Annotated in this window: 19 protein-coding genes and 1 pseudogene; 11 read left to right on the top strand and 9 right to left on the bottom strand. The window is 62.9% G+C overall.

Annotation, left to right across the window (positions count from 1 at the left end; all coding sequences use genetic code 11):
• Window positions 1-252: 252 nt before the first annotated feature.
• Window positions 253-1197: an FUSC family protein gene (locus FM101_RS03540; protein ID WP_158225954.1), complete on the bottom strand. Its 945-nt coding sequence runs from the start codon at window positions 1195-1197 to the stop codon at window positions 253-255.
• 222 nt (window positions 1198-1419) lie between these two features.
• Complete coding sequence (locus FM101_RS03535) at window positions 1420-1824, bottom strand: VOC family protein (protein WP_086995561.1); 405 nt, start codon at window positions 1822-1824, stop codon at window positions 1420-1422.
• 249 nt (window positions 1825-2073) lie between these two features.
• On the opposite strand from FM101_RS03535, the gene FM101_RS03530 reads away from it, so the two are divergent.
• Window positions 2074-3018, top strand: coding sequence for an NADP-dependent oxidoreductase (locus tag FM101_RS03530; RefSeq protein WP_179204214.1), 945 nt, complete (start codon window positions 2074-2076; stop codon window positions 3016-3018).
• A gap of 66 nt (window positions 3019-3084) precedes the next feature.
• Here the strand turns inward: FM101_RS03530 and FM101_RS03525 are convergent, their stop codons facing one another.
• Entirely contained in the window at window positions 3085-3612 is a 528-nt protein-coding gene (locus FM101_RS03525; protein WP_086995556.1) for a GNAT family N-acetyltransferase, read from the bottom strand.
• A 322-nt stretch (window positions 3613-3934) separates the two neighbouring features.
• Here FM101_RS03525 and FM101_RS03520 point away from each other — a divergent pair, with 322 nt between their 5' ends.
• From FM101_RS03520 to FM101_RS03500, 5 genes and pseudogenes are all read left to right on the top strand, one after another.
• Window positions 3935-5767, top strand: coding sequence for an alpha/beta hydrolase (locus FM101_RS03520; RefSeq protein ID WP_245806607.1), 1833 nt, complete (start codon window positions 3935-3937; stop codon window positions 5765-5767).
• A 420-nt stretch (window positions 5768-6187) separates the two neighbouring features.
• The gene (locus FM101_RS03515; protein WP_218778255.1) at window positions 6188-7108 is read left to right on the top strand and encodes an ABC transporter permease; all 921 of its coding nucleotides are present in this window, start codon (window positions 6188-6190) and stop codon (window positions 7106-7108) included.
• Window positions 7109-7116: 8 nt separating this feature from the next.
• Window positions 7117-8040: an ABC transporter permease gene (locus FM101_RS03510; RefSeq protein ID WP_086995551.1), complete on the top strand. Its 924-nt coding sequence runs from the start codon at window positions 7117-7119 to the stop codon at window positions 8038-8040.
• A pseudogene (locus FM101_RS03505) lies at window positions 8037-10139 on the top strand (dipeptide ABC transporter ATP-binding protein). Before FM101_RS03510 ends, FM101_RS03505 begins: the two are co-directional and overlap by 4 nt.
• Window positions 10140-10182: 43 nt before the next feature.
• Window positions 10183-11901 carry an ABC transporter family substrate-binding protein gene (locus tag FM101_RS03500; protein WP_179204213.1) on the top strand — a complete coding sequence of 573 codons (1719 nt, stop codon included), beginning with the start codon at window positions 10183-10185 and terminating at the stop codon, window positions 11899-11901.
• A gap of 102 nt (window positions 11902-12003) precedes the next feature.
• Here FM101_RS03500 and FM101_RS03495 read toward each other — a convergent pair whose 3' ends face one another.
• A complete protein-coding gene (locus FM101_RS03495; protein WP_086995545.1) occupies window positions 12004-12447 on the bottom strand; it encodes a hypothetical protein in 444 nt (147 codons plus the stop codon).
• Between the two features lie 182 nt (window positions 12448-12629).
• Here FM101_RS03495 and FM101_RS03490 point away from each other — a divergent pair, with 182 nt between their 5' ends.
• From FM101_RS03490 to FM101_RS03475, 4 genes are all read left to right on the top strand, one after another.
• The gene (locus FM101_RS03490) at window positions 12630-14111 is read left to right on the top strand and encodes an amidase (protein ID WP_428844137.1); all 1482 of its coding nucleotides are present in this window, start codon (window positions 12630-12632) and stop codon (window positions 14109-14111) included.
• Between the two features lie 81 nt (window positions 14112-14192).
• Window positions 14193-14696: an RNA polymerase sigma factor gene (locus tag FM101_RS03485; RefSeq protein ID WP_086995542.1), complete on the top strand. Its 504-nt coding sequence runs from the start codon at window positions 14193-14195 to the stop codon at window positions 14694-14696.
• Window positions 14693-15277, top strand: coding sequence for a methylated-DNA--[protein]-cysteine S-methyltransferase (locus tag FM101_RS03480; protein WP_086995539.1), 585 nt, complete (start codon window positions 14693-14695; stop codon window positions 15275-15277). Before FM101_RS03485 ends, FM101_RS03480 begins: the two co-directional genes overlap by 4 nt.
• Entirely contained in the window at window positions 15274-15948 is a 675-nt protein-coding gene (locus FM101_RS03475) for an alpha-ketoglutarate-dependent dioxygenase AlkB family protein (protein WP_086995536.1), read from the top strand. Before FM101_RS03480 ends, FM101_RS03475 begins: the two co-directional genes overlap by 4 nt.
• A 25-nt stretch (window positions 15949-15973) precedes the next feature.
• On the opposite strand, the gene FM101_RS03470 is transcribed toward FM101_RS03475, so the two are convergent.
• Both FM101_RS03470 and FM101_RS15525 read right to left on the bottom strand, forming a co-directional pair.
• Window positions 15974-17329 carry a dihydrolipoyl dehydrogenase family protein gene (locus FM101_RS03470; RefSeq protein WP_086995533.1) on the bottom strand — a complete coding sequence of 452 codons (1356 nt, stop codon included), beginning with the start codon at window positions 17327-17329 and terminating at the stop codon, window positions 15974-15976.
• Between the two features lie 81 nt (window positions 17330-17410).
• Window positions 17411-18019: a helix-turn-helix domain-containing protein gene (locus FM101_RS15525; RefSeq protein WP_179204211.1), complete on the bottom strand. Its 609-nt coding sequence runs from the start codon at window positions 18017-18019 to the stop codon at window positions 17411-17413.
• Window positions 18020-18128: 109 nt separating this feature from the next.
• On the opposite strand from FM101_RS15525, the gene FM101_RS03455 reads away from it, so the two are divergent.
• Window positions 18129-19328, top strand: coding sequence for an MFS transporter (locus FM101_RS03455; RefSeq protein ID WP_158225960.1), 1200 nt, complete (start codon window positions 18129-18131; stop codon window positions 19326-19328).
• Between the two features lie 31 nt (window positions 19329-19359).
• Here the strand turns inward: FM101_RS03455 and cls are convergent, their stop codons facing one another.
• The 3 genes from cls to FM101_RS03440 all read right to left on the bottom strand — a co-directional run bounded on the left by cls (window position 19360) and on the right by FM101_RS03440 (window position 21337).
• Entirely contained in the window at window positions 19360-20823 is a 1464-nt protein-coding gene (gene cls, locus FM101_RS03450; RefSeq protein WP_086995527.1) for a cardiolipin synthase, read from the bottom strand.
• A 77-nt stretch (window positions 20824-20900) separates the two neighbouring features.
• Window positions 20901-21098 carry a hypothetical protein gene (locus tag FM101_RS03445; protein ID WP_086995524.1) on the bottom strand — a complete coding sequence of 66 codons (198 nt, stop codon included), beginning with the start codon at window positions 21096-21098 and terminating at the stop codon, window positions 20901-20903.
• The gene (locus FM101_RS03440; protein WP_086995522.1) at window positions 21095-21337 is read right to left on the bottom strand and encodes a hypothetical protein; all 243 of its coding nucleotides are present in this window, start codon (window positions 21335-21337) and stop codon (window positions 21095-21097) included. Before FM101_RS03440 ends, FM101_RS03445 begins: the two co-directional genes overlap by 4 nt.
• Window positions 21338-21532: the final 195 nt, after the last annotated feature.

Raw genomic sequence — 21532 nt, 5'->3', positions numbered from 1 at the left:
TGCTGCCACCAGAGCCGCGCCGCGACGGCGTGTGGGGGACTGCTGCAGGGAGCCCCCAACAAGACGGGGCGCTTCTTCTGCTAGCGCTCGCGGCAGGATTTCAACAGACGTTCGGGTGGGCAATGACCCGTGGCGGAGTGGGCGTGCTCGTATCGTTCGCCCTGCGCGGAAGGCTAGCCACGACCCCTCAAGAGGTGCTGGAGGAACAGCCTTCGCCAAGGTCGGGAGAACGGTGCCCAAGGTGGGGTGAGCCTAGTCGGAAACTGCCTCTCGGCGGGAGGCCCACCGGCGCAAAAGGAGGGCGACCAGGACGGCCGCGGCGATTCCCACGACCGTGAAAACTACCCGCTCGATGGTCAGCTCGAATCCACGGTCGACGTCACCGAGGGAAGCGAAGATCAAAAGCATAGGTGTCAGCGACAGGGCTTGCATCAGGTAAGCACCGCCCATCGTGTACCAAACCAGGGTAAAGAGGCATAGCACCGCGACGACCACTGCAGCCCACAGCGGTAGGAACAGGACGGCCAACAAGGCAATGATCGCCCCCAGGAAAGTGCCGATCAGCCGGCCGTTGAGTGTTTCCCGCCGCTGGTCGGCCAGAGGACGCAGCGCCATCAGCACGGTCACGGCGATCCAATAGCCGTGCGGCACGTGATAGGTCAGGCTCCAGAACATGACCCCGGCACAGAGGATGCCGACAGCCAACCCATGTTCCCAGGCGCTGCGCCGATCTACGGGGAGGGTAGGCGCCTGGAACTTCAGGAGGCGGGTGATGAAGAAGCCGACCAGCCCGCCACCAAGAATCCACAGAGCCGCGGACCACCAGCTCAAGTCGATGGGGCCAGGGCCAAAGAGGATCACCATGATCGGAGCGAGGGACAGCAGCCCCGCGGAGCGCTGGTTGGCGATGGCGAAGAGCACTGCAGAGAAGAACATGAGAGCCGCTATCGCCCATGGTGTTGCCCCGGCCCAGGACGCCAAGGCACCCAAAACGGCACCCACGACGATCAAGGCAGCGATCTGGCGTGGCCGGCTCACAGGTGTGACAGCCATGCCCAAACCTACGGCCATGCCGAAACCCATGCTGGCTGACGTACCCGCCAGCACGCTCACGAGGGCGGAAGGGATCAGGATGGCAGCGAGGAGCTTGAGCGTGATGGGCAGGGTCCCTGGCTGGGGACGGCTGAAAATGGTCATGTTCTCGTTACCTTTGGAGCGGCCGGTGGAAGACAGGGCTGCCACCTTCCAAGGAAGTGACGATTTCAGGACCCTGCAGCTGCCACGAGAATACCGGTGCGATGAGGTTTGAAACGGTTGGCGAACGTCATTCATCGCAGCGGAGATTCTTCACCGAGTCTCCCTGCGACCTGCTACACCGGCCCTCGGGGTATCCCGTGACCGCCGGTGTCCGAGGAAGGGCTACGGACTCTTAAGCATCAGGACTTCCCCTTCTAGCCCGTCGGGATCCCGGAAGAACATGCTGTATTGCGTACCGAAGTCATTGACGGTTCCGTCGCTGGCCCCCGCCTGCACGAGTCGCAGGCGGATAGTTTCGAAGGCCTCGGCCGAAACTGCTGCCAGACCAACATGGTCAAGGCGCCCACGCCCCCACATGGGGGTTTGTCGTTCGGCCTCGGCATTGCCCTCGATGACGAATACGTTCAATTCAGTGGCCGGTCCGATGCGAATATTGGTCATCGTTTCGCCCGGTCCATGGTCCCGGGTTTCGCCTACCTTGGCGTCGAAAACGGTTTCGTAGAAGCGTCCCAGGCGTTCGACGTCCTTGGAGATGAGCGCTACGTGGTTGATGCCATCGAGCAACATGTCAGGGTCAGCCTTTCCTCATCGGTCTGATCCCTACAGTGTCCTCGCCGTCGGGTTTATTTCAAGACGCCGCCGGGCTGTCGGCCGCTCCTCAGACGTCAGAAACGGCATATGCGACGTCAGTTTTCTCGAATCCGAAGGAGTCCGAGCAGGTCACGGCTGGTGGGCGTGGGCCGATCGTGGCAGGGTGGAGCAACCACGTCGATGGTCGGTGATGACCGTCGGCCAAAACCACTCCGGGAGCCGAGCATGACCGCTATCCAGATCCAGAAGTACGGGCCCACCGACCAGGTGATTGTCGCCGATTCCGGCGGCCCGAGCCAGGTCGGCGAGGGGCAACTCCTCATCCGGGTGGCCGCCGCGAGCATTAACCCGGTCGATACCGGCATTGCGCTGGGGTACATGGCCGAGGCGATGCCGCTGGACTTCCCCATCACCTTGGGTACGGACTATTCGGGGATCGTGGAAAAGGTCGGTCCCGGTGTGGAGAGTTTCTCAGTCGGCGACCTGGTCATCGGGCAGGCCGGGGTGGCGCTGGGCGGTTCCGGTACCTTCGCCGAATATGCCGTGGGTCCTGCAGTATTCGCAGCCCACGCCCCGAAGACCTTGCCGCTAGTTGAAGCTGCAACGCTGCCACTGGTCGGAGCCAGTGCCCTGCAAGCCATCGAATCACTGCGAATCATTCCAGGAATGACGGTGCTGGTACTCGGGGGAGGGGGTGCCATCGGTAGCCTGGGCGTCCAGCTGGCGCAGGCCATCGGTGCCAAGGTGATCGCTACGGCCGGTGCCGCAGATCATGAAGATGTGCTCGCGCTGGGGGCTTCGGAAGTCTACGACTATGCCGACTCATCATGGCGGGAGGGTCTCTCCGCCGTCGATGCCATCCTGGATGCCTCCCCAGGCCTGGACCCGGCACCGTACTACGGTCTTCTACGTCCGGGCGGGACGATGGTCTCATTATCGACTCAGCATGATGAAGCTGTCGCGGCAGCCGCAGGGATTTCCGCTGAGACCCAGATCAGCGTTCCGGTGACCGAGGTGCTCGAGCAGTTCGTCGCCGCCGTGGACGCGGGCCACGTGATCCTGCGGATCGGAACGACCCTCCCGTTGGTGCGGGCCGCCGAGGCATTTGCCGCGGACAAAACGACTCCCGGAAAAACGCTACTCATCGTCGCGGATCTCACTGAGCGTTAGACGGGTAGGTCGCGGATCATCACCGTAGATAGACCCGACGGGGCTGGTTCCTGTTGTTGGAAGGGGTCAGCTGGACTGTTGGCTGGCGCGCGGGGCAAATCCCGCGGGACGGACCATGCGGATTTCTGGCAGCTCGTTGAATGCGGCGGGCAGCCGCTTCCGGGTCCCGTCCGGACGAAAGCCGTGCTTGGCGTAGAACGCCTGGGCGCGCGGGTTCTGTTCCAAGACCCATAAGTACGCAGCAGCATCTGAAATACAGGCCTCAATCAAGTCGGAGCCGAGCCCGCTTCCATGGGTCCGTGCCAGCGTGTAGATGCGATATAGCTCCACCGTGCAGGGTTTTTGCTCGTCGCGTCCGGGGCCCGATTCGGCGAACCCGACGACGGAACCGGCTCCATCGTGGGCAAGGAAGTGGGGATCTGTACCGTTGAGGAAGGAGCGGCGCCGTTGAATGCGCTCGTTCCGCTCGACGCCGACGGTGTGGAAAACGATCTGGGGCATGAGGCTCCGGTAGCTCTCTTCGAGAGCAGCGGCGTGCATGTCCACCAAGGCATCGGCATCTTCGGGGATGGCTTGGCGGATGCGGTAGCTCATGGGCCCAATCTATCGTCCTCGCCCAGCGTGCTGCCCGACTCTCCACCGAGAAAGGCGACGAGCTCCGAAGAGCAATGACTATCGTGCGCCCTACTCCGCGCGCTTCCATGCGAGGGCCGGAAGGATTGATAGTGCGTGCAGCGAGAACGGAGAGGTATTTTCCGCGGAACGATGTCAACGAATTGTCATCACAGATTTAGTGTAAAGATTTCTGACTTGTCTTGCCCCCTTGTTGATGTTGTCCATAGCCTGACTGCATGGAAAATAAATACAAGGCACCGCCGATTGCTCCGAACCGTCAACTGCCAACGGGATGTGCCCAGTGACCGCCCGTCGCTGGGCCGGCCCTTGCGCTTTCCTGGCTGCCGCAACTCTGCTCGTCGCCCCGGCGTCCGCTGGCGCCGCGACGGCGGTGACCCCGCTCCCGACCTCAACGGCGGCTCTCCCGCAGGCCCCATCACAGAAGACGGAGGCCCAGAAAGTCGACCGTGTGGCCACACCTCAGGCCGACTGGTTCGACTGCACCGACATCGCCAAAGGTGCCGATTGTGCGAATATTCCGATGCCATTGGATTACGACAAGCCCAAGGGGCAGACGACCGACGTCGCCGCATTGAGGCTGAAAGCCACCGGTAGCAAGGCCGAAAAGTTGGGAACCTTGTTCCTCAATCCCGGAGGACCGGGCGGCTCCGGCGTGCAGATGGCTGCTTCGGCGGATTTCTTCCTCAGTCCCGAACTCCGCCAACGTTTCGACGTCGTGGGGTTCGACCCCCGCGGAACCAATTTCAGTGACAACGTGGCCTGTTGGGAAAATATGGGTCAGCAGTCCGATGCCTTGCAGGGCTTCAATGTCGCCTTCCCGTTCACCAAGTCCGAAAAGAAGGCCTACATCAGTTCCTCTGAGGCGTTCGGCCAAGCCTGCGCGAGCACGGGAACCCCGCTTTCTGAATCCATGTCCACTGCCGAGGTGGCCCGGGATATGGATCTGCTTCGGCGCATGGTCGGGGATGAACAGCTCAGCTTCCTGGGCTTCTCCTATGGCAGCTACCTGGGCAATGTCTACGCCAACATGTTCCCCGACCGGGTTCGTGCGGTGGTCATCGACGGTGTGCTGGACCCGGAAGGCTGGGCCGGTACGAAGTGGAACAAGGCGCTCCCGCAGACCCAACGCATCAAATCCGGCCAGGGTGCAGCCAAGGCATTGAAGGAAATCCTCGAACGGTGCAAAGCTGCCGGCGAAGACTATTGCCAGTTGTCCGCCGATGGAGACCCGGCCAAGGCCTATCAGGCCATCGTGGCGTCGTTGAAGAAGGAGCCACTGGTCGTCAGTGCCGAAGGTGAAACCTTCGAGCTCAGCTATGCGATGTTGACGTCATTGATGCTGAATTCCTTATATGCACCCGATGCCGGGGCAACCGTGGATGGATTACTTGCCCAGGTATCCGCGCTGATGGCCGAACCTGCTGCGCAAGGCAGTGCACTGGCCAGGCGCCAGAGCCAAGCCCGCAAGGATCTGGCTGCGCGAATCACCGAGGAGGATCAGGCAGCGGGCGCGGAAGCAAAGGCGAAACAACGCATCGGCAAGTCAGCCGGTTGGGCCTTCCCCTATAGCAATGCTCCGGAGGCGTTCCAATCCGTGCTGTGCACCGATGGGACGAACCCGTACCGGGCCGGGAACTGGACCAATTACGCGGACTATGCCCAGATTCTGGCTCCGGACTTCGGGCCGTTGTGGACGTGGTCATCAGCGCCGTGTGCGGGCTCGACGTGGACCGCTCGGGACGAAGACTCCTATCGCGGGACCTTCGATCATGACACGGCCAACCCGGTGCTCGTCGTGGGCAACTACTGGGATCCCGCAACCAACTACGACGGGGCAGTCAACGCCGCTTCATTGCTGCCCAAGAGTCGCCTGCTCTCCAGCACCAACTGGGGCCACACGGCCTACGGGACGTCGGACTGCGCGACGGGCGCCGTGGACGCCTATCTCTTGAAGGGGAAACTGCCGGCACAGGGCACCGTCTGTGAGGGTGATATCCAGCCGTTCACCGTCCCGCTCGATGAGCAGGATGCGCAGGAGAATCGCCGGATGACACCGGACCGAGGGCTGCCCCCAGTGGTCCCGCCGATCCCAGGAGCCGTCCCGCGTTCCTGAGTCGACGCCGTGGAGAACCCCTTGGTTCCTTGTCCTCTTCCTGGGCGGGTCCGGGGGGTTCTTTCGTGGGCAGAAGGAAGCTACCCGTGGGCGGTCCACCTGTTTTCGACTAGGACTTTTCGGTAGCTTGCAAAGTCAGAGTGGGGCTTTGCTCGAATATTTACAATGGTGACACATAAGTCATTCGTGGGACTCAATCAGTTATGGGGTATTCAGTTACTTTGTAAGGTTCACGTGACTCCATTATGAAATTGTTGCTTCAGAGAGCGTGACACGGATCACCCATCCTTGGCAGGGTGGTTGAGGTCAAGGGCTTCGTTCCGGACGTCAGAGTCGACGCCGGGGTCCACGGCCCACTAGCTCCAGAGGAACCACGTTTGCTGAAATTCATCGCCCGAAGATTTGCTTCGTACAACAGTCATGTTGTTCCTGGCAACCAGCGGGGTCTACTTCCTAGCGTCCTGGTTCCTGGGCCCGCGTTCCAACTACTTGGCTCTTCGACCACAGCCCCCGGCAGAATCGATCAACTCCTCGTTGGACTATGCAGGTATCAACGATCAGACGCCGATCTTCGAGCGCTATTGGAATTGGCTCACCGATATCGTCCTCCACTGGAATTGGGGCTACAGCCCCGTGGGGGAGCCAGTCAGCGGGATTATTTGGGACCGGGCCTGGGTTAGCGTTCAACTGGTCACCATCTCTACGGTGTTGGCGATCATCATCGGCATTGCCATTGGCGTCAGAGCGGCTATCCGCAAATACAAGGCTTTTGACCATGTCACCAACTCGGTCAGTGCCGTCTTCTTGGTCATGCCGTCCTTCGTCCTGGCACTGCTGGTCGTTTTGACGTATCTGACCCTGCAACAAAAATTCGATCTCCACTGGTTCGCTGTGACGGGCTTGGGGGACGGCACATTCTTCAGCTACGTGCAACACCTCTTCCTACCCACCCTGGTGCTGACCTTGGTGGGCTACGTGGGGTTCCACCTCACCCAACGCACCTACCTGCTGGACACCATGAATGCCGATTTTGTGCGGACCGCCCGGGCCAAAGGGGTCCCGCAGAATGTCGCCATCCGTCGTCACGCACTGAGGACGTCCATGATTCCCACCGCCTATGGCATTGCGTTTTCGATCACCGGGACGGTGACGGGCGCACTGTTCGTGGAGCAGATCTTCGCGATCCACGGAGCCGGCCTTTATTTCATCGAAAGCCTCTCCAAGAACGACATTAACGGTTCCGTTGCCGTGGCATTCCTCGGTGGCGTGGCCACCTGCGCGGGACTCCTTCTCGCTGACATATTCGTTGCCTTCCTGGATCCCCGGATCCGGATCTCCTAAGGGGCCCCATGACTACTAATGCGAGCGTTGAATTTTCCAACCAAGACAGCGAAACCCGGATCACCGTTAAGCGCACGTCGAAGCACCGGCTGATCCTGCGTCGCTTCTGCCGCAATAAGCAAGCAGTCATCGGCGTCGTCATCGTCCTGCTGATGGTCTTCTACGCCATCTTCGCGAAGTACATGACGGAGTGGGCTTATGACGAACCAGATTTCTTGAACCTCAAGCAACCACCGAGCGCCGAGCATTGGTTGGGGACCGATATCGTCGGTGGCGACCTGTTCGTTCTGTCGGCCCGCGGGTTGGGGCGATCCCTGATGATCGGTTTCATCGCCTCCATCGGTATCACCGTCATCGCTGCCTTCGTCGGGGCAGCCATCGCCTACGTCGAAGGCTGGTCCGAGACGATCGGGACCTGGATCCTGGACATGCTCTTGGTCGTGCCCACGTTCTTTTTGCTCGCCATCATGGTGTCCAAATCAACGGGAACGAGCGGTTGGATCTGGTTGACCTTCGCGCTGATGCTCTTCGGATGGATCGGCTATGCACGAGTGCTTCGTTCCATTGCCCAATCTCTCCGCGACCGTGAATACGTGGCAGCCGCCAGATACATGGGGGTGAAACCGCTGACTATTCTCTGGCGTCATATGATCCCCAACCTGGGCTCGATCCTGATCATCCACACCGTGCTCGGTGTCGTCTATGCCGTTGAAGCGGAGACGGGCCTGTCCTTCATTGGTTTCGGGATCACCCCTCCGGATACTTCCCTGGGCGTATTGATCAAATCAGGGTCGGCGACGCTGATGACCGCCCCATGGATGTTCCTGACGCCCGCGCTGCTACTGCTCGCCCTGTGTTACAGCATGACCAAGATCGGGGATGGCCTGCGGGATGCCCTGGACCCCTCGTCGGAATCCGGAGGCAAGGCATGACCATGACCCATCCCGCAGAACTCGGTGATACGCGGGCATCGTCAACAGAACCCGTCCTTTCCGTCAGGGACCTGACAGTCAGCTACGGCAGTGAAGCTGGCCCGGTGCGGGCCGTCAGAGGAGTCTCCTTCGACCTACTGCCCGGGCGCACCCTGGCCATCGCCGGTGAATCGGGTTCCGGGAAGTCGGCCGCCTCGCTGGCCATTATGGGACTTCTCCCCAGTTCAGCCGTCGTCGACGGATCCGTCCGACTCGATGAACGCGAACTGCTGCGGCTGAACGACCGGGAGATGTCATCGGTGCGAGGCCTTGAAATGAGCATGATCTTCCAGGACCCGCTGTCGGCATTGACCCCGGTTTTCACCATTGGCCAGCAAATCGCCGAAGCCTTGGACACTCACCAGGACCTCAACCGCGACCAGGTCATGAAGCGCTCCATGGAACTATTGGATCTGGTGGGAATCTCCGATCCTGCAGCACGTTTGAAGGCCTACCCTCACCAGTTTTCCGGAGGTATGCGCCAGCGGGTGATGATTGCCATCGCCATTGCCAATGACCCGAAGGTCCTCATCGCCGATGAGCCGACGACGGCGTTGGACGTCACTATCCAAGCCTAGGTCCTCGACGTGTTGAAGCTTGCACAGCGTGAGACCGGAGCAGGCGTCGTCATGATCACCCATGACCTCGGAGTTGTGGCGAATATGGCCGACGACGTCATGGTCATGTACGCCGGCAAGCCAGTGGAACACGGAACGGTCGACGCGGTGTTTGGTGCCCCGCAGATGCCATACACCATGGGTCTGCTGGCCGCAGTTCCCCGTCCAGACCGCAGCACTTCTGGCCCGCTGGTACCGATCGAGGGGAACCCGCCTTCGCCGGTGATCCTTCCTCCGGGATGCCCCTTTGCCGAGCGCTGCCCCATCGCCGTAGACCAGTGCACGGAGGCCGAACCGGCCTTGGTCGCCCATGGTGGGCCCAACCCGCACGATGCTGCCTGCATCCGTGCTGACGAGATCGTCGAACAAGGGCTGAAATACACCGACGTTTATCCGATACCTGAGCTTCCACCACGTGACGTCAGCGTCCCCCGTGAAGAGCGCGGGACCGTGCTGGAAGTCGAGGGCCTCAAACGCCATTTCGAACTATCCAGCGGTATGCTTCGCCGCAAGGCCGGTACTGTTCGCGCCGTGGACGGGGTCACCCTAGATATCCGTCAGGGCGAGACCCTCGCCTTGGTGGGGGAGTCCGGTTGCGGGAAGACCAGCACGTTGCTGGAGATCATGCAACTGAAGCAACCCATGAATGGACGCATTGTCCTGATGGGGCGCGACGTCTCCGAACTCAGTGCTCATGACCGGCGCAAGCTGCGGTCGGATCTGCAGATCGTCTTCCAGGATCCGATGGCCGCCCTTGATCCACGGATGCCTGTCTATGACGTCATCGCCGAGCCGCTGAAGGCCCAGGGCTGGAGCAAGAAAGCCATTAATGAGCGACTCGGGATCCTCATGGAACTGGTCGGACTGAACCCGGATCACGTGGACCGCTTCCCGGAGCAGTTCTCCGGTGGACAGCGACAGCGCATCGGCATCGCCCGGGCTTTGGCCATTGAACCGTCTCTGGTGGTCCTGGACGAGCCGGTGTCAGCCTTGGATGTTTCCATCCAAGCTGGGGTCATCAACTTGCTGGAATCGTTGCAGGCCAGGCTCGGGGTCTCCTTCCTGTTCGTGGCGCACGATCTTTCGGTAGTTCGCCATGTCGCCGATCGCGTCGCCGTGATGTACCTCGGGCGGATCGTGGAGATCGGCGACGTCGAGAGCGTCTACACCCAGCCGCGCCACCCCTACACGGCGGCGTTGTTGTCGGCGGCACCGATCCCTGACCCGCAGGTGGAGCGCCAGCGCCAGCGGATCATGCTCACCGGTGAGCTCCCCAGCTCCACCGAGCGAATTTCCGGATGCCGCTTCCGGACCAGATGTCCCACTTACAAGATGCTTCCGGAAGCCGATCGCGCGGTATGCGAGGCAGACGAGCCGGATCTAGTGAAAGAAGGGGAAACAGACCAGCAACGTGCATGCCACTTTCCGATGGAAATCAAATGAGGACCGGGACCAACCGGTCCCCAGCTGAATGGGAGTTTCAAGTATGAAAATGAACAAGATCCTGGCGGTCGCCGCGACGGCTTCCGTCTTCGCGCTCTCCGCTTGCGGTGGCGCGAATAATGGCGACGGCAGCGATGGCGCTGATCAGTCGGCGGCGAAGCAACCGGCCGCCGGTGTCGCACCCAACACCGATCCGCTACCCCAGCCCGAGGTTGGGCAGCTCTATAACAACCCGCAGGAACGCGACGCTGTCAAGGATGGTGGGACGCTGACCCTGTCCATCGGTGAGATTCCGCCGAACTTCAACGGATTCAACATCGATGGCAACACGGTGTATACGACCAACATCGATAATTGGACCTCTCCGACTTTGTGGAACTTCACCGAAAGTGGAGAAGCCAGCCCGGACAAGGACTACCTGCTCTCGGCCGAGCTGGTGAGTGAGGATCCGGAGACTGTTAAGTACGTGTTGAACCCGGACGCGAAGTGGAATAACGGAGACCAGATCACGTGGAAGGCCTTCGAAACCACGTGGAAGACCCAGAGCGGTAAGTCGGATAAGTACAATCCGGCAGCTACCGACGGCTACGAAAACATTGAGAGCGTGAAGAAGGGCGAGAACGAGAAGGAAGCCATCGTCACCTTCAAGAAGTCGTTCTACCCCTATGAGACGCTCTTCGGAAACCTGGAACACCCGAAGAACCTGGACGCAAAGTTCTACAAAACTGGCTGGGTCAACGACCCCCACAACGAATTGCGCGCCGGACCGTATAAGGTTGGCGACCACTCCAAAACGGAGCTGACGCTGGTACCCAACCCCGAATGGTGGGGTGAGAAGCCGAAGCTGGACAAGGTGGTCTATAAACAGATGGAATCCTCCGCTTCCATCAACGCCTTCCAAAATGGAGAGATCGATGCCACCGGCGTTGGCACCGCGGACCGTCTGGCGCAGATCAAGGACATGGAGGACGTCCAGCTACGGCGCGGCTTCGACAGTTCCGTCGCCGTGTACACGTTCGGGCAGGACAGCCCGCTGTTCGAGAACGACTATGCCCGTAAGGCTTTCTCGCTGTCGACCGATCGCAAGCAGCTCCAGGAAATCGCCTATAAGGGCCTCGATTGGGAAGAGCCGCTTCCGGGCTCGGAGGTGCTCTACCCTTGGATGCCGACTTACACGGACAACTTGGACGGCTTTGAGTACGACGTTGACGCTGCCAAGAAGCTCATGGAAGACAACGGCTGGACCATGAATGGTGACGGCTACTACGCCAAGGACGGAAAGGTCGCTGAGTTCAAATACGTGAACTTCGGCGATGACCCGATCTCGGATGCCCGGGCCCGCGCTCAGCAGTCGATGTCCAAGAAGGCCGGACTGAAGATGGAGATCGACAATAAGAAGAGTGCTGACTTCTCCAAGACGGTCACCAGTGGTGCCTTCGACGTGATCATCATGCGCTGGAGCCAGGGCGACCCCTACGGTTACGCCTGGGCCTGCCAGCTCTACTGCTCGGATTCCGAAAGCAACTTCTCGGGTGTGGGCAGCGACGAGGTCGATAAAATGATGAAGGAGGTCACGACAGTTGCTGATCAGGACGAGGCGCTGAAGCTCGCCAATGAAGCTGAAACCAAGGCCCTCGCACAGTTCGGTACCCTTCCGCTGAGCAATGGACCTGATATGTCAGCCGTCAAGAAGGGGCTGGCCAACTATGGCCCCTCGGGCTGGTTGGTTGAAGAACCGGAGAACGTCGGCTGGGAGAAGTAGACTCAGCCAACAGATGCCTGTGGCCGATCCCGCTGAGGGGTCGGCCACAGTTCATGAGGCCGCTGGTTCTCTGTGGGGAACCGGCAGCCCGACCACGGCCAACTAACGCGGTGCGTTGGCCTCTAAACGGTCAATGACAGGTTTCAGTGCGAGCAGCAGTAGTGAAGCGATCGCGGCGGCCGCCAACGCAGTCAGCGTGGAGGTCACCACCAGGGTGAATAAGCCGGTCAGGACGGCCAGCCCTCCGAGGAGGGACAGGACCTCCCGGGCCACCCGAAGCTGTTGGGGCAGGATCAGCTTCAGGGCGAACTCCAGGACTTCATTGGCCACCAGCCAGGCCAGCAGGAAGCCGATCAGAATCAATACGCCCCAGGGCAGCACTCCGGGTTTGAAATCACCCAGTCCGGGAAGGGCCACGGCAGCACCGAGACCGATGCCCAACGGCACCGAAACCAACAGCACACTACCCGCGAGGAACAGGACCAAGATGGTGACGCCGCCGACCCCCAACGGTTCGGACGTCTGATCCGGAGGTATGCCTGTCATGGGGAACACGTTGCCATGTCAGAGGGGCCATTCCAAAGCCCCGAGTCCCACGCAGAGGTAGAGCCCGGAACCGCAGCACAGGCTCCGGCCGGGTGGGTGTTCCCGACAGCAGGGCAACGGTGGACACTGGAGGTCAATGTAGCCACCACGAAACCGGGGAAATAGTGAACGAACTCCAGCAGATGTCAGCGACTTCCCTGGTGGGTGCCATCCGCCGTCGGGACGTCTCGGCCCGGGAAGCCGTCGAATCCCAGCTGGACCGCATCGCCGCAGTGAACCCGGTGATCAACGCCGTGGTCACCTTGGCTCCCGATGACGCGCGGGCCGCCGCGGAGGCGGCCGACCGGCTCACGGTCTCCGGGGCCGACCTGCCGCCGTTGCATGGGCTGCCGATGACACATAAGGACACCCACGACGTGGCCGGGATGCGCAGCACCCACGGCTCGCCGCTGTTTGCCGACCACGTGCCCGACGATGATGCGCCCATTATTGCGCGGTTGCGTGCCGCCGGAGTGATCTCCATGGGTAAGAGCAACGTCCCCGAATTCGCCGCGGGCTCCCATACCTTCAACCCGGTCTTCGGGACGACGACGAACCCCTATGACCCCACCTGCAGTGCGGGAGGATCTTCCGGCGGGCTGGCCGCTGCCCTCGCCGCCGGCATCCAACCCCTGGGTGATGGATCCGATATGGGAGGCTCGCTACGCATTCCTGCATCGTTCTGCCATGTCGTCGGGTTCCGTCCCTCCCACGGGGTGATCCCGATGCCCGCCGTCGACAACGATTGGGCGTGGCTCTCGCGCACCGGACCGATGGCCCGGACCGTGGAGGATATTGCGCTGTTCATGGCGGCCACCGCTGGGCCCTCCGAGCGGGTGCTGCCCTCGGCGCCGCTGACTGGGGCTTCCTTTGCTGGGATCTTCGAAGGTTCCGGGGGAGCGGGGGGCGGCAGGGATCCCGGCGATCTGCGAGGGGTACGGATCGGGTGGAGCCCCGACTTCGGCCTCGGCGTCCCGGTACAGGCCGAGGTCCTGGAGGTGTTGCGGAGCCAAATGCGCCACTTCGAAGAGGCCGGTGCGATCGTCGAGGAAGCCTCCATCGACTTCACGGGGGCGGATCTGGTGTTCGAACGTACCCGGGCCACCGATTTCGCCGCAGGATTGGGCCCGCTGGTGGAAGGCCACCGCGACCAGATCAAGCCGGAGGTCAGCTGGAACGTCGATGCCGGGTGGTCGCTGACCGCCACCGAACTCATCGAAGCCACAGCGGCCAGAACCCGACTGGCCGCAGGCACCCGAGACTTCTTTTCCCGCTACGACCTCTTCCTCAGCCCGGCGGCCCAAGTCCTGCCCTTCGACGCGACGCTGCGCTATCCGGCAGCAATCAACGGGACCGCATCGACGTCGTACCTGGACTGGATGCGTTCCGCCTCCCTGCTCTCAGCGACCGGGGTGCCCGTCCTGGCCCTCCCGGCAGGACTGAGTTCCCCAGGGCTCCCGGTGGGCTTCCAGTTGGCGACTAACCACTACCGCGATGTCGAGCTGCTGCGTTACGCGCGGGCCTTCGAAGCCCGTGCCGGCTGCGGCGGACAGCGACCTGATCTGGTGCCCGGGACCGGCCAAGCCCAAGGCCCGATCATCACGGTTGGCCCCGAACAGGGGTGAACGGCAGTTGGTGGGGCCCTACAGGAGAATAGGCTGAATGACGCATCTCACGTTTCCTCTCGGTCAGGCGTCTACAGGGTGATGAAGAATAAACAGGCATTCGAAACCGTTGTTCAACGGCATGGGAGAACCGTGCTGCGCGTTTGCCGTGCCGTCCTGGGGGCCGGAGCCGATGCCGACGACGCCTGGTCCGAGACGTTCCTGGCAGCACTGCAGGCCTGGCCCGGGATCGGTGAGGAGACGAATATGCAGGCCTGGCTGGTGACCGTCGCCCACCGTAAGGCCATCGACGTGACCCGGGCCCGCGCCCGTCAGGGAGTTCCTGCCGAATACCTGCCCGAGCCGGCCTCTGCGTGGGGCAACCCGGGGACGGGCGAGCCCGAACTCTGGGCCGCGGTGGGGCAACTGCCCACCCGTCAACGACTCGCGGTGGCCTACTACTACTTCGGCGGCTTGAAACACACCGAAACGGCAGAGCTCATCGGCGGTACCGCCGAGGCCGTGAGGCGTGCAGCAGCCGACGGATTGAACACCCTGCGCCGGACCTACGGGGCCGACGCCTTCCGGGAAGGAACTCTCAAATGAACACCGACACCCCCCATGAGGCGGCGCATCTAGCGTCCCTGCGACTGGACTTGGCCGAACGGGCCGATGCCGCAGACCTCCTCGACGTGGTCTACCGGATGGTGGACAGCCCCGTTGGCCCGTTGCTTTTGGCTGCCACCGAACGAGGGCTGGTGCGGGTAGCTTTTGAACGCGAGGACTTCGACACCGTGGTCGAAACCCTGGCGTCGCGCCTGGGCTCCCGCATCTTGCGCGGCACGGCCCGGCTCGACGAGGCGGCCCGTGAAGTCGAGGAATACTTCACCGGTCACCGCCGGCACTTCGATCTGGAACTGGATCGGTCGCTGTCGGCCGGCTTCCGGCTCGAGGTCCAGCGTTACCTCCCGCACATCAACTACGGCCAGACCCTCAGCTACGCGCAGGTCGCCGACTCGGTGGGGAATCCCCAAGCGGTTCGTGCCGTGGGGTCCGCCTGTGCCAGAAACCCGCTGCCCATCGTGGTGCCCTGCCACCGGGTGGTGCGCACGGACGGCTCACTGGGCGGATACATCGGCGGGCTGGAGGCCAAGAAGGCCTTGCTGGGTCTGGAAGCCGCGGCATGAGCGGCGAGGCACTGTTCGGCGATGACCTGTTGCACCGGCCGCGCCGCGAGCTGGCTCCCGGGGCGATGTGGGTGCCCGGCTGGTTAAGGCTGGACCAGCAACGGTGGATCGTTGACCGCTTCCACGAATGGGTCAACGGCCCGGTACCGATCCGTTCGGCACGGGTCGGCGGACACGAGATGAGCGTGAAAACCGTCTGCCTGGGCTGGCATTGGCGACCCTATGAGTACACGCGTGAAGCGGTGGACGTGAATGGCAACCGGGTGCTGGACGTCCCAGACTGGCTGGTCCGGCTCGGGCGCAAGGCAGTTCTCGAGGCCACCGGCGACCCGCAGGCGGGGCAGGCCTACACCCCGGACACCGCCCTGGTGAACCACTACGACGACGCCGCCCGCATGGGCATGCACCAAGACCGGGACGAACGATCCCGGGCCCCGGTGGTCTCGCTGTCCATCGGGGACACCTGCCGCTTCCGGTTCGGGAACACGGAGAACCGAAATAAACCCTATGAGGACATTGACCTGGTCTCCGGGGACCTCTTCGTCTTCGGTGGCCCCTCCCGGCTCGCCTACCACGGGGTCACCAAGGTGCATCCGCAGACGGCCCCCGCGGGCTGCGGGCTGGAGACCGGACGCATCAACATCACCTTGCGCGAAACCGGGTTGGGCTAGCGCTGCGCACGGGCCACTCCGAGGCTCAGAAGGTGAAGCGGCCCAGGGCTTCCAGGTAGGCCTCGTGGAAGGTCGGGAACTGGGGGACCTGATCACGCAGCGTCTCGATCGGGATCGAGGTGCGGATGGCCAACGCAGCATGGTGGATCCACTCGGCCGCTTCGGGGCCCACCGCCCAGGCGCCGACCAATACCTGCCGGTTGGTGTCGGCGAGCAGGCCCAGACGCGATGCCGGTTCGGGTTCGTCGATCCACGGTTTGGCCAAGGCCGCGGTGACATCCAGTTCTACGGATTCCACCGAGAGGCCCTCCTGCGTGGCCTGCTGGTGGGTTAGCCCGACGCAGGCGATATCGGGGATGCCGAAGACCACCCGCGGAATCCCGTCATAGTGGGCGGTGCGCTGCTGGCCCAGGATCGCGTCGGCGACGATGCGTCCCTGATATTTGGCCACATGGGTGAAGGGCAGGATGGCGTTGACGTCGCCGATGGCCCAGACGCCCTCGGCGGCCCGACAGGAACCGTCGACGGTGATCTCGCCTTTCTCCGCGAGGGTGATGCCCGCGGCTTCGACGTCCAGGTCACCGGTGTTCGGGCGCCGTCCCGTCGCGAACACGACGACGTCTGCCGCTACCTCGGGCACGTCAGCGCCCTCGAGCTCGAGCACGCTGTCCTCGCCATCGCGTCGTGCGCGGGTGGGGGAGGAATCCAACAGGACGCGGACCCCGGCCCCTTCGAGCTGTTCCAGGGTCAATTCCCCGACGCGCGGTTCCTCGCGGGACAGCAACGCCGAACCACGGTGGACCAACGTGGTGTCCACCCCGAAACGAGCTAGGAACGTGGCGGTCTCCACCCCGACGGCGCTACCCCCGATGACGACGACACGGGCCGGCAACGTCGTCGCGGTGTAGATCTCGCGGTTGGCCCAGGCCGTGATGTCTTCCAACCCCGGTAGCGGGGGGAACACCGGCGTCGTCCCGGTGGCGACGATGACGTGGGTGGCTTCCAACGCCCTCTCGCCGACCGAAACGTGCCCGGGTGCTGTGAAGCGGCCGGCTCCTCGGATGACGGTGGCACCGCGTTTTTCGTAGGCCTTCACCTGGGCCGAATCGTCGAGGTGACGGATCATGTCATCCCGGTAATCGCTGGCCGCTGCCCAGTCGAGTTCGGCGCCGGTGACCCCGGGAGTTGAACGGGCTTCGGCGAGGACCTGTGTCGGTCTCAGGAGCGTTTTGGAGGGAATGCACGCCCAATAGCCGCATTCGCCACCGATCAGCTCGCGCTCGACGACGGCGACGTTGAGTCCTGCCTTGAGCAAACGACCAGCGGCCACCTCGCCGCCGGGTCCCATGCCCAGAATGATGACATCAAAGGTGTTCTCCATGTCCCCACCGTCCCATCTTCGACGGGTGGGGGACAGGGGTGGGCCCGCGATCGAGGTGCGGACGTCGCATGTTCAAGAGAGCTAGGCCAGGCTCAACGGTCCGGTGGGGTCCTCCATCATCGTTGCTGCCGGGTAATGCACGACCACGGAGAAGACGGCGGCCGAACGTCCGTCATTGGTGTAGCTATGCTCGATGTCCCCGCCATGGGTGGCGGAATCCCCGGCAGCCAAGACCACCGAGGTGTCGTTGACCCCCAGGGTCAGTTTGCCTGAATGCACGGCCACCAATTCCCGTGTGCCCGGCGGGTGCGGGGTGCTGTGGTGGGATTCACCCACCGCCATGCGCCACTCCCAGAGTTCAGAAACATTGGCACCGCCGAGGCTGCCAGCCAGATGCGCGGTCCCGCCGTCGTCCCCCTCCCAGAGCAGCGGTCCTTCCCCGGCCCTGCGGACCTGGAAGGCATCGGGTTCGCCGGCATCCACGAGGGAGGCGAAGGCCACCCCGAGCGCGTCGGAAATGCCGGAGAGCACGGCAATGGAGGGGTTCGCCTGACCCTGTTCGATGGCCACCAGTGTTCGACGGCTCACCCCGGAACGGGTGGCGACCTCGTCGAGGGACCATTGGCGGGCCGTGCGGCGGGCGCGAATGCGTTGGCCGATCAGCGTGGCGATGTCCTGGTTGCCAGTCACGGAGGTTCCTTTCATGGAGCGGAGACCATGCTACGCCAAACCGACATCAACTCCCCATGGTGATGCACTGCATAGTGCAGTATTGTGCACTCTTCGTTATGCTGGTTCGATGACTTCCTACCGTGATCTTTTCCGTGCCCCTGGCGTCCTTCGCGTCGTGGTCTCGCAACTGGTCGCGCGTTTTCCCGCAGGGATGCTCGCGTTGGCCGCGCTGATCCACGTCGAGCACGTCCACGACTCCTACACCGCCGCCGGGCTCGTCCTGGCGGCACTGGCCATCGGGCAGGCAGTCGCCGGGCCGCTGAGCAGTCGGATCTTCGGCCGTTTCGGTATGCACCGGGTCCTGCTGGTCACCCTGGTGCTCTCCGGGGTATCGATCCTGGTGCTCGCGCTTCCCGGGCTGTCCGTGACGGCGTACGCGGTGATTGCCTTCATCAGCGGGATGAGTACCCCTCCGTTCCAGCAGGCGGCCCGTTCGATCTACCCCTCGCTGGTGGCTCCCGGCGCCCGCGGGGCACTGTTCTCCTTCGACGCCTCGCTGCAGGAGATCATCTGGATCCTCGGGCCGGTACTGACCACGTTCGTCTCCCTGACCATCAACACCTCGCTGGGTGTGGTCATGGCCGCGGTCTTCGTCACCGGCGGTGGCATCTGGTTCATCACCACCGAACAGATCTCCCGTGCCGTCGCTGCGCCGCCCACGGGGCGTTTCGGCTCGGTGTTGCGCTCGCCGGCCCTGCGACTGGCAGCGGTCATCGGATTCCTGATTTGCGGCTGCATCTCGATGGTCGAGGCCTCGGTCGTGGCGACCTTCGGTGAAGGCGGAGCGCAGTCGGGCATCATCCTCGGGGTCCTGTGCGTCGGCTCACTGTCCGCAGGGCTCTACCTGGGCCGCAAGCGCATCAACCGCTACAGCACGGCACGGCGCATGGTCGTCGTCGTCATCGGCCTGGCGCTGGCCAGCGTCAGCACGGACTTCTGGTGGCTCATGGGCACGGTCTTCCTGGCCGGCCTCGGGGTCGCCCCGGTGATTGCTGCGTTGACCCAGATGACCTCATCGGGGGTTCCCGCGGCCGACGTGGCCGAAGCCTTCGGGTGGACGACGACGGCGCAGCTCATCGGTGTTGCCCTCGGCTCAGCAGTGGCAGGGGCCCTCATCGACGGCCCAGGAACCCAGGCGGCATTCGTGGGTGCCACCGTGGTGGCCGTGATCACGCTCGGGGTCGCCGTGGCCGTCAAACGCGGCCAGCCGGGCGTCCCCGAAACGGTGGACGAGCTGATCGACGCGGGCTACACCAAGGCCGCCTGAGGACCCTTCCCCAGGCTGTGGTGCGGGAAGGTTATTGCAGCGAGGAAGTGAGGCGGGCCAGGTTGTCCAGGATCTTCTCGCCCGCCGGGCGGTCCGTCCAGTCCTCCAGAACGAGTTGACGGCTATTGGCCCGGTAGCCGTCCTCGATACGGCGCACGCCCTGAACGAAATCGTGACCCTGGATCATCACGGAAACCTCCATGTTCAGGCTGAAGGACCGGATGTCCATATTGCTGGAACCAATCACCGCAACATCGTCATCGATAGTGAAATGCTTGGCGTGGAGCACCGTCGGCGAAGCGTAGAGGTGGATCTTTACCCCGGCGCGCAGCAATGCTTCGTAATAAGAGCGTTGGGCATGGTGGACCAATTTCTGGTCCCCGATCTCGGAAACGAAGAGTTCGACGTCCAGACCGCGGGCCGCCGCGGTGATCATCGCCAACAAGGTGGACTCCTCGGGCACGAAGTAGGGGCTGGTGATGCCGATCCGGTGTTCGGCCTTGTGGATCAGGGAGACGTAGAGCTTGAGGTTATTGTCGTTCTCGAAACTCGGGCCGCTGGGTAGCACCTGGGCATCGAGGAGCCCGGACTCTTCGGGGAGAACCACTGGCGTGGTGTCCAACGAGAGCAGCTCATCCGTTTCGCTGAACCAATCGGTGACGAAGACAGCTTCGAGCTCGCGCACCGCAGGGCCTTCTAGCCGGACCATCAACTCATGCCAGTGCAGGCCGAGCTTCTCGTTTTTGGCCTTGTGGTATCCGGCGTCGATCATATTCTGCGACCCGGTGAAGCCGATATGTCCATCGACGATGACGAGTTTGCGGTGATTTCGCAGGTCGGGACGTTGCCACTGTCCCCGCCAGGGGCGCAGCGGGAGCATGGTGTGGAATTCGGCTCCCAGGTGCTCGAGCACCGTCCGGGTATGTCGACGGTGCGGGGCCATGAAGCCGGATACATGGTCCGAAAGCACCCTAACCCTCACCCCGCGAGCCACCGCCCGGGCGAGTGCTGCAAAGAACGGTGCCGTGGAATCATCGTGGACCAAGATGTAGAACTCGACGTGCACGTAGTTCAGGGCGGTGTCGATATCCCGGGCCATCTCTTCGAAACAACCTTGGTAGTTGTCGAGGAGATCGATGCGGTTGCCGCCGACCATGGGCAAGGCGCCCAAATTCTCGTTGAGCGTCACCACCGAACGCAGCCAGTGTGGCCACTGGGAACCATTGCCGACCCGGTGCAGCCCTTCAGTACGTTCCAGAATCAGCTCATTGACCTGCCGCTGTTTCTCACGGCGTTTGCGGGGAAGCCGGCTGAGCCCGATGAGGAAGAAGACCAGGGCGCCGAGGAAGGGGATGAAGATGATGGCCAGCAGCCAAGCGACCGCCGTGGACGGACGGCGGTTGGCCGAGATCAGCACGATGGCGATGGTACCCAAAACGGCGTGAAGGCCAATGAGCAGCAGGGCAGCTGTGTCGACGGCGTCGAGGGAGATCATGGATTCAGCCTGTCACGCCGGGGACGAAGCCGGAAGGAGGTGACCGTCATTGGGAACCGTCACTTGCCGCCAGCTGGTTAGTGCTTCTGTTCCTTCTGCTCTTCGTCGGGCTCTATCGCAACACCATCGCGTTCGCCTTCAAGGTGTCGTCGAAGCTTCTCTTCGGTTTCTTGGCGCCGCCGGGTCATATTCCGGAAATCATCCTCTTCGCCGGTATGCGGGCCCGCTTGGCGGCGCTCCGCGCGCTGCAAAGGAGTCCTTCGTTGCTCGCTCATGCTCCATCCAGCCCTGCCGGGTCGCGGAGGACCTGCTCGCGCTGGGGATCGGTCTGGGGATCCGGCGGAAATTCGATGGGGTCGATGGACGGCTCGGGCCATGGTTCTGCCGGCTCCGGTGAGGTGGGCGGGTCAGTGGCGGGAACCGTGCTCGGGCTGGGCTCGGGGTGCATGGGCGGCTGCCTCGGATCGCCGGGGATCGACACCCCGCGTTCCGGAAGGGGCTGTTCCTGGTACATGGCTCTGCTCCAATGTTCGGACGGATCGCCCACAGGTGATGGGCGGCGCCGGCGCGGTACAGGCGTGGTGAGTACCCCGAGCGTCCTGTGTGAAGTGAAGCACTGGCCCGCGCGGCGGGTCAATGGTTGTGGGGCCTAGGTGTATTGACCACTGAGGTTGGGTACGCGGGCAGCGGGTGGAAGTCCTCGTAGTGA

It is taken from the genome of Arthrobacter rhombi (assembly GCF_900163545.1).
Classification (GTDB): domain Bacteria; phylum Actinomycetota; class Actinomycetes; order Actinomycetales; family Micrococcaceae; genus Arthrobacter_H; species Arthrobacter_H rhombi_A.
This window is presented reverse-complemented; position numbering and strand designations above follow the sequence as displayed.